16 protein-coding genes and 1 tRNA gene are annotated in these 13,892 nt (G+C 34.4%); 4 read left to right on the forward strand and 13 right to left on the reverse strand.

Annotated features, from left to right (window positions below):
• Positions 1-265: 265 nt before the first annotated feature.
• Positions 266-688 (forward strand): hypothetical protein, encoded by a 423-nt coding sequence (locus tag J2W48_RS09150; RefSeq protein WP_310280526.1) that lies wholly within the window; start codon positions 266-268, stop codon positions 686-688.
• A gap of 193 nt (positions 689-881) precedes the next feature.
• Here J2W48_RS09150 and J2W48_RS23085 read toward each other — a convergent pair whose 3' ends face one another.
• Entirely contained in the window at positions 882-1,004 is a 123-nt protein-coding gene (locus tag J2W48_RS23085; RefSeq protein ID WP_409025171.1) for a DUF6922 domain-containing protein, read from the reverse strand.
• Positions 1,005-1,202: 198 nt separating this feature from the next.
• Here J2W48_RS23085 and mobA point away from each other — a divergent pair, with 198 nt between their 5' ends.
• The 3 genes from mobA (at position 1,203) to J2W48_RS09165 (ending at position 2,632) form a co-directional block, all read left to right on the forward strand.
• Positions 1,203-1,634 (forward strand): conjugal transfer protein MobA, encoded by a 432-nt coding sequence (mobA, locus tag J2W48_RS09155; RefSeq protein ID WP_310280528.1) that lies wholly within the window; start codon positions 1,203-1,205, stop codon positions 1,632-1,634.
• Positions 1,635-1,877: 243 nt separating this feature from the next.
• The gene (locus J2W48_RS09160; RefSeq protein WP_310280530.1) at positions 1,878-2,303 is read left to right on the forward strand and encodes a hypothetical protein; all 426 of its coding nucleotides are present in this window, start codon (positions 1,878-1,880) and stop codon (positions 2,301-2,303) included.
• A gap of 44 nt (positions 2,304-2,347) precedes the next feature.
• A complete protein-coding gene (locus tag J2W48_RS09165) occupies positions 2,348-2,632 on the forward strand; it encodes a helix-turn-helix domain-containing protein (protein ID WP_310280532.1) in 285 nt (94 codons plus the stop codon).
• 72 nt (positions 2,633-2,704) lie between these two features.
• Here J2W48_RS09165 and J2W48_RS09170 read toward each other — a convergent pair whose 3' ends face one another.
• The 12 genes from J2W48_RS09170 to J2W48_RS09225 all read right to left on the reverse strand — a co-directional run bounded on the left by J2W48_RS09170 (position 2,705) and on the right by J2W48_RS09225 (position 13,656).
• Positions 2,705-3,925 carry a site-specific integrase gene (locus J2W48_RS09170; RefSeq protein WP_310280533.1) on the reverse strand — a complete coding sequence of 407 codons (1,221 nt, stop codon included), beginning with the start codon at positions 3,923-3,925 and terminating at the stop codon, positions 2,705-2,707.
• A gap of 261 nt (positions 3,926-4,186) precedes the next feature.
• Positions 4,187-4,274 (reverse strand) — tRNA-Ser (locus tag J2W48_RS09175).
• A 159-nt stretch (positions 4,275-4,433) separates the two neighbouring features.
• A complete protein-coding gene (locus J2W48_RS09180) occupies positions 4,434-4,823 on the reverse strand; it encodes an acyl-CoA thioesterase (protein ID WP_310280535.1) in 390 nt (129 codons plus the stop codon).
• Position 4,824: 1 nt separating this feature from the next.
• The gene (ribB, locus tag J2W48_RS09185) at positions 4,825-5,958 is read right to left on the reverse strand and encodes a 3,4-dihydroxy-2-butanone-4-phosphate synthase (RefSeq protein ID WP_310280537.1); all 1,134 of its coding nucleotides are present in this window, start codon (positions 5,956-5,958) and stop codon (positions 4,825-4,827) included.
• 2 nt (positions 5,959-5,960) lie between these two features.
• Entirely contained in the window at positions 5,961-7,415 is a 1,455-nt protein-coding gene (locus tag J2W48_RS09190) for an LptF/LptG family permease (protein ID WP_310280539.1), read from the reverse strand.
• Between the two features lie 8 nt (positions 7,416-7,423).
• The gene (gene lolA1, locus J2W48_RS09195; protein WP_475690761.1) at positions 7,424-8,071 is read right to left on the reverse strand and encodes an outer membrane lipoprotein periplasmic chaperone LolA1; all 648 of its coding nucleotides are present in this window, start codon (positions 8,069-8,071) and stop codon (positions 7,424-7,426) included.
• A 52-nt stretch (positions 8,072-8,123) separates the two neighbouring features.
• Positions 8,124-10,571, reverse strand: coding sequence for a DNA translocase FtsK (locus J2W48_RS09200; protein WP_310280542.1), 2,448 nt, complete (start codon positions 10,569-10,571; stop codon positions 8,124-8,126).
• A gap of 15 nt (positions 10,572-10,586) precedes the next feature.
• A complete protein-coding gene (locus tag J2W48_RS09205) occupies positions 10,587-10,961 on the reverse strand; it encodes a diacylglycerol kinase family protein (RefSeq protein ID WP_310280544.1) in 375 nt (124 codons plus the stop codon).
• An 18-nt stretch (positions 10,962-10,979) separates the two neighbouring features.
• The gene (gene tpx, locus J2W48_RS09210) at positions 10,980-11,477 is read right to left on the reverse strand and encodes a thiol peroxidase (protein WP_310280546.1); all 498 of its coding nucleotides are present in this window, start codon (positions 11,475-11,477) and stop codon (positions 10,980-10,982) included.
• A 721-nt stretch (positions 11,478-12,198) separates the two neighbouring features.
• Positions 12,199-12,456, reverse strand: a complete 258-nt coding sequence (locus J2W48_RS09215; protein ID WP_017495510.1) for a DUF6952 family protein — start codon at positions 12,454-12,456, stop codon at positions 12,199-12,201.
• 86 nt (positions 12,457-12,542) lie between these two features.
• Entirely contained in the window at positions 12,543-12,851 is a 309-nt protein-coding gene (locus J2W48_RS09220; RefSeq protein ID WP_310280561.1) for a thioredoxin family protein, read from the reverse strand.
• Positions 12,852-13,017: 166 nt separating this feature from the next.
• Positions 13,018-13,656 carry a peroxiredoxin gene (locus J2W48_RS09225; protein WP_310280563.1) on the reverse strand — a complete coding sequence of 213 codons (639 nt, stop codon included), beginning with the start codon at positions 13,654-13,656 and terminating at the stop codon, positions 13,018-13,020.
• Positions 13,657-13,892: the final 236 nt, after the last annotated feature.

Consider the following 13,892-nt stretch of genomic DNA (forward strand, 5'->3'; position numbering starts at 1 on the left):
TGACCTTTTTTTTGCAATGGTTAGTTAATTTATTTTAGAAATATGCAAAGTATAGAGGCTTATAACACAGCCTGATCATACAACAGTTTTTGGTGAAACCGGTAGACTGCGGGAAGATATTTGCGCAATAATTAACTTATGTGTTGTACTAACAAGCAAGGAATCAAGTTTGGATGGGTACAAGTAAGCAGGCATGGGCAGATGCAGGGATTCAAGTATGCAGATGTGCAAGTATGCAGGAATGTAAGTATTCAAGTATGTTGGCATGCAAGCACTCTGGCATGCAGGTGTGCAAGCCTGCAAGCATTTACTTATTTGTATAGGTATTTTTAAAAACATAAAAATGCTTTTATGGTTTTTCGGGAAACTTTGCGATTTTATTTCAGGCAAACTTAAAAAGAGAAGTGAAACCTGCACAATACCAATAAAATTATCTTTTCCAAAGAAAACAGAAAAACGGAAAAAAGAAAAAGAAAGCAATCTCACAGGACGGGATGCAGACAGGCCAAAAGGAATCGGAATAAGTCCCGAAGGGTGGCTTGTGAGGAACGAGCAAGACATTATGCCGAAGTCTTTTTGCAAGACTGATATAGCCCGTCATACCTTCGGTTTCTTTTTTTTATTTTCTTTGGATAAAAATATAAATAAAAAAATATCGTGTTTAAATGAATTTCAGAAGCAGAATTAAATCCAGTGATAGGGTTTGTCTTTGCGGTTGAGATAGCAATATATTTCTTCCTTTTGGAGTTCGGGAAAGAATTTTAAAGCAAGGTCAATGGCATAATTCGGAAGGAAATAGATTTCTTCACGAATAATTATGATAACTTTTTCATGTCCATAAAAATGCACGATTTCATCTATTTCATCCTGTCCTCCACGTTCTATGTGATACGGGCAATAATAGTTTTGTAGGCTTTCTCAAAGTCCATAGCATCTATATTGAAATCCCAAAAAAAGACCCGATCCATATTACGAACTCTGCTATTTTTTTTAACTACCGCCATATAGTAAAAATACTATTTTTAAGCTTCTTATTCAAATTTCTATCTCTTAAATCCGCGTCTTTTATATCCCATGTTAAAGGTTTAAGACTGACCCAAGGAACAAATAAGCCAAATGCTTCCAAACACTTCCAAACACTTCCAAATTGGAGTTTAATTGCCGATTATCAGATATATTGGTTTTAAGTAATACAATTAATCATGGAAAATGAAGAAAAAAAGAATCGGAATAAAGGAGGCAGACCTGCCAAAATAGATCCAGCAGTCCACCGCTATTCTATCAGTCTTAATGATGAAGAAAATGCACGCTTCCTCACTCTTTTTGAAACATCAGGAATGCATGTAATGGCGCACTTTATTACAGCGTGTGTTTTTCAAAAAGGGATAAAAACAGTCAAGATTGATAAGGCGACAATAGATTATTATATGCGCCTGACCTCTTTCTACAGCCAGTTTAGAGCGGTCGGGGTAAATTACAATCAAGTGGTAAAGATTTTATATCAAAAATTTTCCGAAAAGAAAGCTTCGGCATATCTGTACAAACTGGAAAAAAAGACCGCAGAATTTGCCGTTTTAACCCAAAAAATCATATCACTTACTGAGGAATTTGAAGAAAAGCACCTGAAGAAATAGGAATTGCGAATGTTTTATATTTTCCAACAACGCCAAATAAAGTCATTATATTCCTTTGAAAACAATAAAAAGCTGAGATATACTTTTACTTTTTAAATTCGCTTTAATACTTTAATTAGATTGGTGTCTTAATTACATCAATGCTATTTGGCATTAGTGTAGAAATCTTTTGTATGTCCTGATAGGGGAATACAAATAAACGATACAGTTTATTTAAGCAATGATGACTAAATTTTAGACGCAATGAAAAATGTTAAGCTAATAAAGTTTATAGAAGTTATATTAAATTTTGATGAACGGCTGCAATTATTAGAAAATCTAATTAGTCCAAGTGACCAAGAAAACAAAATGCAACACGTTTCATCAAAAGAAAAATGTAAATCATGTTACAGCAAAATTGATTTTGCCCAGCTGTTTTATATTTTAATGGATGAAGGTTTATTGTTTTTTGATGCTGCAGACGAAAAAAGTAATAGAAGCAAGTTTCAGTTTTTTCTCGAAAATAATTTTACATATGCCGGCGATGAGGGCGAGCAGTCGAAAATTAAGTCAATCAGTAGACAGTTCTCCGAATGCAAAGGTTATACCTATAAAGAGAAGCAGATTACATTTTTAGAAGAACTCATTACAAGAATGCAGGAAAGAAAAAGAAGACTTCAGAGTTGGTAAGAGCTTGTAAAAATAGTTTAGTGTCAAAATTTAAATCTTTAGTTATGATAAAAAAAGAAAGAAAACTCTCTTTTGTAATGAGAGTAAAACAATTAATAGAGCCTGTACTGGTGAAGCTGGAAACAATTGATTCAAAAATCAGCGGGCAGGGTAAAGGCGTGATACCTGTATATTACAGAAATGAAGATTTAAAAAAGATATTTGGATTGTCTAGCAATACTATTATAAAATACAGGCAGACAGGAATACTTCCATTTACTAAACTGGGGGATATATTTCTGTACGATGCTGCAAAAATAGATAAAATTCTTCATGAAAATAATGGCTAATAAAATTGTGTTTAACCCCAACAATATCAAAGGAAAGGCTCCAAATTTGGAGCCTTTTTTTGTTTAAGAATTTTACTTGTACTTTAGTTTCAGTTTTTCCATATCTTCCATTATATTAACATCTAAAACTTTAGCGTAGTGCTGTGTCTGCTTAATATTTGTATGCCCCATCATTGCAGAGACATGTTCCAGTCGCACGCCATTTCCTAGCGTGACAGTAGTAGCAAAGGTATGTCTTGAAACATACCAGGTCAGGTGTTTATTAATCTCACATATATCCGCAATCTCCTTTAAGTAAGCATTCATCTTTTGATTAGAAATCTGCGGAAGCAGCCCTATCTGTTTATTTTTATATTTTTTGATCACAGCCATAGCAGGAGGAAGCACTGGTACATTTTCCCTAATCGCAGTTTTTGTCCTGTTTGTCATTATCCAAAGGTTACCGTCATTGTCTTCGAAGAGATTTGCAGGGGTCAGGTTCAAAGCATCTACCGGTGCGTATCCTGTGTAGCAGCAGAAAAGAAATATGTCTCTAACTTTCTGTAGGCGCTCCATAAAGATTGGCTTTTCTTCAATAAGTTTAAGTTCCTGTTGGGTTAGAAATACAGCATCCTTTACGCTTAATTTTCCGTTGTAGGCATCAAAGGGATTGCGGACAAACAAATCCATCCGTATGCAATAGTTGCAGGCTGTTTTGTACATTTTCATATATTTAACCACAGAGTTGTTTTTTATTCCGACCTGCCCCTTAAATGAACTCTCGTACTTTAAGTATTCTTCAAGATTATAAACGAAAGAATTTGAAATTTCGCTGACCGGCATATCTTCTACAGTATAATGTTTTTTCATAAACGCAGTCAAAAGCTCACCACTTCGTTTGTACTTCTGAAGAGATGCTGCTGACCTTTCACCCGCATCAACTTTTTTTTTGAAGAATTTGTTATGTCGGTTCATAACTTCATTGATTGTTGTTTTACTTGTTTGGATTTTAGATTTTCCGGTAAGTTCGGCTTTAAGCATTTCTAAAGATACCTCAGGATCAATATTGAAAAGGTAGTTAAATTTTTTCTCGACATTAAGACGGTATAATTCAAGATAATTTTTAAGGACCTTTTCCCTTTCGAGACGCAGCAGATTCCTGAGGTTGTTGGTGTAAACCCATCTTTCTTTAGAAATAGTTTTTCCTGTGCTGAGAGAAATTCTGTTGGTTTTGTAGGTAATGCGCGCAAATATTGAGCATTCTCCGTTTTTATCTGCTTTTTCAGATTTAAGGTAAAAAATTACTTTTAACATGTTTTCTAGTTTTTAAATTAATATTCAAATTGATTTAAAAATTTCGAAGGACACCTTTGTTTACAGGGAATTCCCGGGGAATTCTTTCAATTTAGTACACTTTTTTTTGACCCAAAAAGCAAAAAAATAAAAGTGTACTAAAAAGTGTACCACGCTTTGCTCTAATATGTGTATTTTAACATATTGTAAAAAAAGAAAAAACCCTTTAAATACTAGTATTTAAAGGGTTTTGATGTTTAAAGTTTCTTTTGAAACTTCTACTGGCGGAGAAAGAGGGATTCGAACCCCCGGACCTGTTACAGTCAACAGTTTTCAAGACTGCCGCATTCGACCGCTCTGCCATTTCTCCAGTATGTTGCTATCATTTGCTGATTGCGAGTGCAAATATAGTACGCTTTTTCGATTATAAAAACTTTTTCCGTCCTTTTTTGATGTTTATTTTAAATAAATTTTCAAGTGCTTCATAATCAGTATTTAGTTTTGAAATGTTTTCATCTAAATATTATAATTAATCTAAGATTGGTACCGGTTTTTTGTTTTCATCAACGGCAACAAATGAAAATGTACCGGCAACAACGCTTTCGCGTAGTTCGGAATACATTTGTTCCATAAAAATATCAACGTGAATTTTACAGCTTGTCCTTCCTACACTCACTACTTTTGCTACTAATTCGATTAAAGTACCGGCGGGAATTGCCTTTTTAAAATCAATTTGACCTGTGGATATAGTTACTACCTTTTTTCTGCTAAACCGGGTTGCACAAATAAAAGAAACTTCATCCATCAATTGTAGTGCAGTACCTCCAAATAAAGTATCGTAGTGGTTGGTAGTGCTTGGGAAAACAGCTTTAAAAATACGGGTCTCCGATTTTATGATTCTTTCTTCTAAAGTTCCCATGTTAGTAGCTTACGTATTCAGTAATCTCCAATCCGTAACCAATCATTCCGACACGTTTGGTTTGCTCGGTATTGGATACTAATCTGATTTTTGAAATATCAATATCGTGCAAAATCTGTGCTCCAATTCCATAATCCTTACTGTCAATTACTACTTTTGGTGCTTTCATTGTTCCTTGTGATTGCAATGCTTTAAGCTCAGAAATTCTGCTTAATAAATTAACTGCCTGCATATCCTGATTAATAAAGATTACGGCTCCTTTACCGTTCTCATTAATTACCTTAAACATGCCGTCCAATTGTTGTTCGGCATTGTTAGTTAGGGTTCCTAATAAATCATTATTTACTTGAGAAGAGTGAATACGGGTTAAAATTGCCTCCCCTAGATTCCATGTTCCTTTTGTAAGTGCAATATGGATTTGCTTGTTTGTAGTCTGTTCGTACGCTCTTAATCTGAAAGTTCCGAAACGGGTTTCTATATCAAAATCTTCTTTTTTAACAATCAGGCTATCGTGCTGCATTCTGTATGCTACTAAATCCTCAATTGAAACTAATTTCAAATCGAATTTTTTCGCCACTTTTATAAGTTGTGGCAAACGTGCCATTGTTCCGTCTTCGTTGAGGATTTCACAAATAACCCCAGCTGGTTTAAATCCTGCCAGTCTTGCAAAATCAATTGCAGCTTCAGTATGTCCGGTTCTTCTTAAAACTCCACCTTGCTTGGCTACGAGAGGAAAAATATGCCCGGGGCGTGCTAATTCATGTGGTTTTGTATTGGAATCCACTAATGACAAAACTGTTTTAGATCGGTCTGCTGCAGAAATTCCAGTGGTAACACCATTTCCCTTTAAATCTACCGAAACGGTAAAGGCAGTTTCCATATGGTCTGTATTATTGCTCACCATCGCTCGTAAATCAAGTTCCTTGCAACGGCTTTCTGTAAGTGGTGTACAAATTAATCCACGGCCATGAGTTGCCATAAAGTTAATCATTTCAGGTGTAGTCTTTTCGGCTGCAGCCAAAAAATCTCCTTCATTTTCTCGATCTTCATCATCGACTACAATGATTATTTTACCCTGACGAATATCTTCTATAGCTTCTTCAATGGTATTGAGTTGGATTTTTGTTGTTGACATAATTATTCTGGGTTTTGAGAAGGAAAAAACTTCTCGGAAATTTTTTGAAATATGTTGTGAATAGGAGTGGTGATAATGTCAAAATTAATTAAGCCACTATCGTTTGTTGCCCGGTAGGTCAATAGAACTGCAAGTGGTAATAAAATAATCGAAGACATCCATGCTCCCATAAAAGGAGTCATACCACCTTCTTGTGAAAGTCTTTTTCCAAAAGTATTGATAAAGTGGAATGTAATAAAAATTAAAACGGCGAATACAATTGGTAAGCCAAGTCCCCCTTTTCTAATAATGGCGCCCAAAGGTGCTCCAATAAAAAACATTAAAAAACAGGCAAAAGCAATAACGAACTTTTCATATAAAGCCGTCAAATGTTTATTGATGTCACGTTGTTTGTTTTTTAAGTCACTTTGTGTAGATTCTATAGAATAAATAGTACTGGTAACGTTACTGCTGGCTGCATTTAGAATCTCACTTTTTTTATTATTGTTATAAAGTGATAAAAGGTTTTTTGGCAAAGGTTTTTTCTTTTTATCAGTCTTAAACAGGGAATACGGTTTTGAAACACCTGTCCTTTGATTTATATTTTCAGAAAACGAAACAATCTCATTGTTAAAATTTTTGCTTAAAGAGTCAAGTGTGTAGCGCAACTCATTAATATTTAGCATACTGCTGGTGCCGTTGATGTTTTCATTTTCAGTGTCTACCTTATTCAATTCTGATAAATCTATATTGATAATGTGTTTGTTGAAAGATGCTTTTACAAAAGGTAATTTTGCCCTGTCTTCATATTTTTTGGGAGTCACATCCTGATAGTAATAGCCATCATTAAGTACTAATTTTAAAATGCTGGACTTTTCACTACTGATTAATTTCCCGTTTTTTGCCTTAATGACGGTTTTGTTTTCTCCATTATTCGTAGCTTTTTCATGAATGGTAACACCGGTCAATATATTGCCATTTTCACCGGATTTTTTATTCACTTTAATATTGTAGAAACCAACATCATTAAACTGTCCTTCTGCTATTGCCATGGCTGGTTTAGCCTGAGCAATATTTTTTCGGAAGTTAATAAATTTATATTCGGCATATGGAATAACATTGTTCGAAAACCAAAAAGCAACGATACTCAGTAAAAAGATAAAAACAATAAGACCTCTCATGGCTCTTTGAAGAGAGATGCCAGAGGATTTCATAGCTGCAAATTCATAATTCTCAGCCAAATCACCAAAAGTCATAATGGAAGCCAGTAAGACAGATAAAGGTAAAACCAGCGGAATAATTCTTGGCATCGAAAATAGCAGGAATTTTACAACCAGTATCAAATCAAGGTCTTTCCCTGCCAATTCAGAAATAAAGAGCCAGACTGTTTGAAGAATGAATATAAAAAAAAGGATTACAAATACCGTAGTAAATGTAATCAGGAATGTTTTTAATAAGTATTTGTCTAAAATTTTCAACCTTGTAATTAGTCTAATTTATTGATGTAGTATTTTGGATATTTACTCGCCACAAAGGTAAATTGATTTTTTGACAAAGGCTGATTGGTTTTAAAAGAATTAACGGTTAAAGTGGTTTTTGTACCATTTTTACCAGTTTCAATCAAATTATAAATGTGTTTCGTCTGAACATCAATGCCTAAAAGGATTTCTTTACGCTGATCTTTCGTATTTGTAGGTACCAATTTGATATATTGGATTTTTCTTCCTTTAACATTTTGAACAATATCCATGTTGTATTTGTAACCGGAATTGAAAAAAGTAAGCATTTTAGATGGTGTTATGGCACTGTCATCCTTTTCGTTTACTTTAGAAATGGTTATTTCTTCATCTTCAGGAACAATCGTATAGGTTTTTTGTCCATCAAAGATTTTGGTAACACCCATAAAATTCAATACATATTGATCGTCTTTCATAGTTACATTTCCTTTACTGTCCTGATTGATGTTTTCCTTTGAATTGTTTAAAGAATATTTAAAATCGATAACGATGTTATTGTAGCTTTTTATTTTTGAAGTTACCTGATTCAATAAATCTTTAGCCTTTTTATCCTGTGCCTGAATAGAAGTAAAGCTCAAAAGCATTAAAACAGCAATTTGAAAATACTTTTTAGTCATGTTAGTGATAGAATTGTTTTTGATCTCCTGAATTTTAGTTCTCATGATGGGATTAATTTTGGTCATTATTAAAAAATTGATCAAGAGCACTTAAATCAGAAATATTTACGCTACGTGCTTTACTGCCTTCAAACGGCCCAACAATTCCGGCAGCTTCCAGCTGATCGATTAAACGACCTGCTCTGTTGTAGCCCAGTTTTAATTTTCTTTGCAATAAAGAAGCAGAACCTTGTTGTGCGTTAACAATAATCTCCGCAGCTTCTCTAAATAAGGTATCTCTCTCGGAAATATCCATATCAAGATTAATGCCACTTTCTTCTCCAACAAACTCCGGAAGCAAATAAGCTGTGGCATACGCTTTTTGCGAACCAATAAATTCAGTAATTTTTTCGACCTCAGGAGTATCAATGAAAGCACATTGTACACGAACCACATCGTTTCCGTTTGTATATAATAAATCTCCACGACCAATTAGCTGATCAGCTCCTTGTGTGTCCAAAATAGTTCTGGAGTCAATTTTTGAAGTTACTCTAAAGGCAATCCTTGCAGGGAAATTGGCTTTAATCAAACCTGTAATTACGTTTACCGAAGGTCTTTGTGTTGCAATTATCAAGTGAATACCAATAGCACGAGCTAACTGCGCCAAGCGGGCAATCGGAATTTCGACTTCTTTTCCGGCAGTCATAATCAAATCGGCGAACTCATCGACAACTAAGATTATGTATGGTAAAAACCGGTGTCCGGCTTCCGGATTTAATTTTCTGGCTTTGAATTTGTCGTTGTATTCTTTAATATTACGGACCATCGCATCTTTTAGCAGCGAATAACGATTATCCATCTCCACACAAAGGGAATTTAATGTATTGACAACTTTTGCATTGTCAGTAATAATAGCGTCATCGGTATCAGGAAGTTTGGCTAAATAATGTCTTTCAATTTTATTAAAAAGAGTAAGCTCTACTTTTTTAGGATCGACCAAAACAAATTTTACTTCTGCCGGATGCTTTTTGTACAAAAGAGAAGTTAAAACCGCATTCAGTCCAACCGATTTTCCTTGCCCTGTTGCACCTGCCATCAATAAGTGAGGCATTTTAGCCAAATCAACCACAAACGTTTCGTTCGAAATGGTTTTTCCTAAAGCAATTGGCAGTTCCATTTCAGCTTCCTGAAACTTTGCCGAACCAATTACGCTTTTCATTGAAACCATTGTTGGGTTTTTATTCGGAACCTCTATACCAATGGTTCCTTTTCCAGGAATTGGTGCAATAATACGGATTCCTAATGCTGATAATGAAAGAGCAATATCGTCCTCTAAGCTTTTAATTTTAGAGATTCTGATTCCGGCTTCCGGTACAATTTCATATAAGGTTACCGATGGACCAACGGTTGCTTTTATCTGTGCAATTTCAATTTTGTAGTTACGAAGCGTGTCTACAATTTTGTTTTTGTTTTCTTCTAATTCTTCCTGATTAATGGTAATCCCACCGGTCGAATATTCTTTTAATAAATCGATGGTTGGGAATTTATAATTTGATAAATCTAAAGTGGGGTCGAATAATCCAAAATCAGCCACCAAACGGGAAGCTAGGTTTTCTTCGATAATATCTTCTTCTTCGGCTTTTTCAATAACAAATTCCTCTGTATGAACAGGTGTCTCCGTTACCGGATTGATATTCATTTGAAGCGGTTTCAAAACTGGATTCAAATCAATTTCTGATGAATTTGATATGGTAGGTTTTAAAGCTTCTTTGTTGATTTCGAATTGAGTGTCTTCCGTTTTTAGATGAATAGTATCTAATTCAGGATCTTCTTCAATAGCAAATTCTTCCAGATTATAAGCGCTTTCAGGTTGTTGAGGTGCTTTTAAAGAGCCTAATTCTGATTTGAGTTCTTTTTTGGTTGAATCAAAATACGATTGAATTTTTTCAGGAGATAATTTAATTTTGAAAATCAGATACACTATCAATCCAAAAAGTAAGGTTAGTAAAGTTCCTGTTTTTCCGATGTAATCCTGTAAAAATGAATTTAATTCGAATCCAATTGTCCCACCCAGTTCAGGTGCTGAGGTAGCAAAAAAACCAAACAAAATCGAAACGATGATAATGGCAAATAAATCCCAAAACCAGATACTTTTCAGTTTTTTAGTTGAAAGTTCCAAAGCATAAAATAAACCTGTGAGGAAAAATAATCGCACAAAAATAAAAGAGGCAATCCCGAATCCTTTGTATAAGATTAAATCAGCGAGATAAGCACCAAATTTTCCAAGCCAGTTTTGTACTTCTTCGGAACGGTCGCCTAACTGGCTAATAGCACTCTGGTCTGATTGCCATTGTCCGTTGATGTAAAAAGAAATAAATGCAACTAATAATGCGATAGAAAAAAGTATAAACAAACATCCCAAAACAAATTTTTGTTGTTTGGTAATTTGCCATGACCTTTTATTATCCGTTTTTGGTTCGCTTTTTTTGTCTAAAGTTGCTTTTTTGGTTGTTTTTGCCATTCTTGCGTTTATTGCCTATACAAATTTTGGGATGTAAATTATCAAACCTATTGCTATTGCTGTCATAGCGGCAAAAAATACCGCTCCTGCAGCAATATCTTTAATAAATCCAATTCTTTGATGATAATCGGGATGAATAAAATCGGCAATTTTTTCCACTGCCGTATTTAATCCTTCAATACTCATTACCAAACCTATGGCTAATATCTGGAAAAGCCATTCGGTTTGTGAAATATGAAAATAGAACCCGGCAATGGTCATTAAAATTCCCAATGAGAATTGAACCATAATACTGTGTTCTGTTCTGATTAGTTTTATGGCTCCGTTAAAAGCATACGTCATGCTTTTTAACCGACCCGTTACAAAAGTATTATCTTTTTGAAACTCCATTTAAAGGGGATTATTGTATTAAAGAACGGCTAAAGCTGCTTCGTAATTTGGTTCGTTTGCAATTTCAGCAACTTGTTCCGTATGAAGAACTTTTCCATCTCCATCAACTACGATAATGGCTCTTGAGTGTAAACCTGCTAAAGGCCCGTCAACGATTTCTAAACCGTTAGTTTTACCAAAACTTCCTTCTTGAAAATCAGATAAGTTGACCACATTTTCTAATCCTTCAGCTCCGCAAAAGCGTTTTTGGGCAAAAGGCAAATCTCTGGAAATGCATAAAACAGTAGTATTTTCTAGTCCGCTTGCACTTTGGTTGAATTTTCTAACAGATGCTGCACAAGTTCCTGTATCAACACTTGGAAAAATATTTAAAACTAGTTTTTTACCGGCAAAATTACTTAATGAAGCAACTGATAAATCGTTTTGTACTAATTTGAAATCAGCTAGTTTTGATCCCACTGCTGGTAATTCGCCTGATGTATGAACCGGATTTCCTCCTAATGTTATTGAAGCCATGATTTTTGTTTAAATTTATGAGGTTCAAAAGTAAGGATTAATATTTGAATCTAAAAGAATTTGTTGTGGGTTTAAGTATAGGTTAAGACGTGAATTTGTCTTAGCGAGGAACGGAGCAATCTCATACAGATTAAACATTTTATGTTTCTATAAGTTTGCTCTTGTTAGTGTGGTAGCTTTGTTCCTCAGGAATGACTTTGCGTGCGTTTACTTTGTCAAAGTTTTTTATGATAGGTGTCTTCCGAATATCAGTGTGATCGATGCAGAAGACCTTTCGGGCTATGAAGGCCATCAACTACGCTCAGGGTGACAATTGCGGTCTTATTTCTTAATTCTTCCATCTTTGCTCTATTTTCTCCTTTCTATGTTCGTCTGTCCGCGAGAGGGATGGACGCTGGCTACCGAAGTAGCGCAAATAGCCCGACAGCATTAGGGAAAGGGGCGAATAAAGATAAAGTATGTTAGCCCCTTTTTCTAATGGTGTCTCGCCCGAAGTATTGTTTTTACTATGTGTTTAATCGGCAAAGTTTGTCATTTTGAAGAACGAAAAAACACTAGAAGTTCTACAAAGTTTATCGATTTTCTTTGTCGAATTTAAAGTGTGATCCTTCCTTGTGTCAGGATGATAAGATTGGACTGAAAGCTGAAAATAAAAAAAGCGTCTCTTAATTAGAAACGCTTCTTACGTGATGTTTTTTTAATTTCTCAGGAAAGAGGCCGATTATTTATCGATTGAACCTAAAACACGTTTCATGAACGCATTTAAAGCTTCTTTTTTATCTGTGCCCTGAACGACCATTTTGTGTACTTCAAGAGCACCATACATATTCGAAATCAATTCGCCAATTACATCTAATTCTTCGTCTTTTAGAGAAGGAATTTCGGTCATCGCTTCCAGAACTTCGATCGTTTCGATAATATAATCCTGATCGTTTTCTTCGATGAACTGGGTCAATTGCTTTATTACGGGTAATTTCATTTTTTTAGATTTGTTAGATTACTCAATTATTGGATTTTTAGATAAGATTCAAAAAAAACTAACAGTCTAAAAACCTAATGATCTATTTACGCAATAGCGTTTACCAAATCAGTTAAAACTTCCTGTTTGTTGGTTTGGGTTTCACCAACTAATTGTCCGTTTACAAAAGTGGCAAAAGTAGGCAGGTTGCTTACATTAGCTAATTTTCTGGATTCAGGAGAATTTTCTGCATCAACCAAAACAAAAGTGATAGCTTCATTTTCTGTAGCTAATTTTTTAAATTTTGGTTTCATAATACGGCAATTTCCACACCATGAGGCTGAATATTGTACTACTACTTTTTCGTTTTTAGCAACTAAATCTGCTAACGTATCTTCGTTTAAGTCGATTAACATAGTTTTTTTTTAGGTTCTGAGGTACTGAGGCTCTAAGTTGCTAAGTTTTTTAGCTTCTTTATTTCAGTCTCTTGAATGTTTTTCGGTAGTAAGATTTTAAGTTACTAAGGTTTTAAGAGAAATCTTAGAACCTTAGCATCTTAGTATCTTAGAACCTTTAAAAGAATTAGTTCGCGCTTAAGTATTCAGCAGTACTGATTCTGTCAGCAGACATTGCTTCTTTTCCGGCTTCCCAGTTTGCAGGACAAACTTCACCTTTTTCTTGGATGTGTGTATAAGCATCAACCATTCTTAAGTACTCGTTTACATTACGGCCTAATGGCATATCGTTTACACTTTCGTGGAAGATTTTTCCAGTTTCGTCAATTAGGTAAGTAGCTCTGTAAGTTACGTTTGAACCTTCAATGATAACTGAATCAGTTTCTTCGCTGTAGCTTGTAGCTTCGATGTCAAGGATTCCTAAAATGTTAGCTAAATTACGGTTGGTATCCGCTAGGATTGGGTACGTTACACCTTCGATTCCACCATTGTTTTTTGGAGTGTTTAACCAGGCAAAGTGAACTTCGTTTGTGTCACATGAAGCTCCGATTACGATAGTATTTCTTTTTTCAAATTCTGGTAATGCAGCCTGAAACGCGTGTAATTCAGTTGGACATACAAAAGTGAAATCTTTTGGGTACCAAAATAATAATACTTTTTTGTTGTTGTTTACTGCTTCTTCAAAAATGTTGATTTTTAAGTTATCACCCATTTCTGAGATAGCATCTACTGCAATACTTGGAAATTTTTTTCCTACTAAAGACATATTTTTCGTTTTAAGTTAAAATTTATTTTCTGATGCAAAAGTAGGGTATAAGTAGAATTATTTACAATAAGATGTGATTATAATTATTTATATATTAATAGATTTTTGTTATTACTTTGGAGATAAAAGATATAATTTATTGAATTTGAGTTATATTTTTCAAATAAATAAGAAATTTGATTTGAAACTTTAATAAAATTATTCATTGATTAAACAATCGGAATTAAAAATTAACA

The sequence above is a fragment of the Flavobacterium piscis genome (assembly GCF_031457575.1).
Lineage (GTDB): Bacteria > Bacteroidota > Bacteroidia > Flavobacteriales > Flavobacteriaceae > Flavobacterium > Flavobacterium piscis_A.

Excerpts from the sequence above, each read along its gene's own strand:
- J2W48_RS09215 (WP_017495510.1), bottom strand. The coding sequence starts at position 12,456 with ATGAAATTACCCGTAATAAAGCAATTGACCCAGTTCATCGAAGAAAAC.
- J2W48_RS09225 (WP_310280563.1), bottom strand. The coding sequence starts at position 13,656 with ATGTCTTTAGTAGGAAAAAAATTTCCAAGTATTGCAGTAGATGCTATC.
- J2W48_RS09165 (WP_310280532.1), top strand. The coding sequence starts at position 2,348 with ATGATAAAAAAAGAAAGAAAACTCTCTTTTGTAATGAGAGTAAAACAA.
- J2W48_RS09200 (WP_310280542.1), bottom strand. The coding sequence starts at position 10,571 with ATGGCAAAAACAACCAAAAAAGCAACTTTAGACAAAAAAAGCGAACCA.
- tpx (WP_310280546.1), bottom strand. The coding sequence starts at position 11,477 with ATGGCTTCAATAACATTAGGAGGAAATCCGGTTCATACATCAGGCGAA.
- J2W48_RS09160 (WP_310280530.1), top strand. The coding sequence starts at position 1,878 with ATGAAAAATGTTAAGCTAATAAAGTTTATAGAAGTTATATTAAATTTT.
- ribB (WP_310280537.1), bottom strand. The coding sequence starts at position 5,958 with ATGTCAACAACAAAAATCCAACTCAATACCATTGAAGAAGCTATAGAA.
- J2W48_RS09170 (WP_310280533.1), bottom strand. The coding sequence starts at position 3,925 with ATGTTAAAAGTAATTTTTTACCTTAAATCTGAAAAAGCAGATAAAAAC.
- J2W48_RS09180 (WP_310280535.1), bottom strand. The coding sequence starts at position 4,823 with ATGGGAACTTTAGAAGAAAGAATCATAAAATCGGAGACCCGTATTTTT.
- J2W48_RS09220 (WP_310280561.1), bottom strand. The coding sequence starts at position 12,851 with ATGTTAATCGACTTAAACGAAGATACGTTAGCAGATTTAGTTGCTAAA.
- lolA1 (WP_475690761.1), bottom strand. The coding sequence starts at position 8,071 with ATGACTAAAAAGTATTTTCAAATTGCTGTTTTAATGCTTTTGAGCTTT.
- J2W48_RS23085 (WP_409025171.1), bottom strand. The coding sequence starts at position 1,004 with ATGGCGGTAGTTAAAAAAAATAGCAGAGTTCGTAATATGGATCGGGTC.
- J2W48_RS09205 (WP_310280544.1), bottom strand. The coding sequence starts at position 10,961 with ATGGAGTTTCAAAAAGATAATACTTTTGTAACGGGTCGGTTAAAAAGC.
- J2W48_RS09150 (WP_310280526.1), top strand. The coding sequence starts at position 266 with ATGCAAGCACTCTGGCATGCAGGTGTGCAAGCCTGCAAGCATTTACTT.
- mobA (WP_310280528.1), top strand. The coding sequence starts at position 1,203 with ATGGAAAATGAAGAAAAAAAGAATCGGAATAAAGGAGGCAGACCTGCC.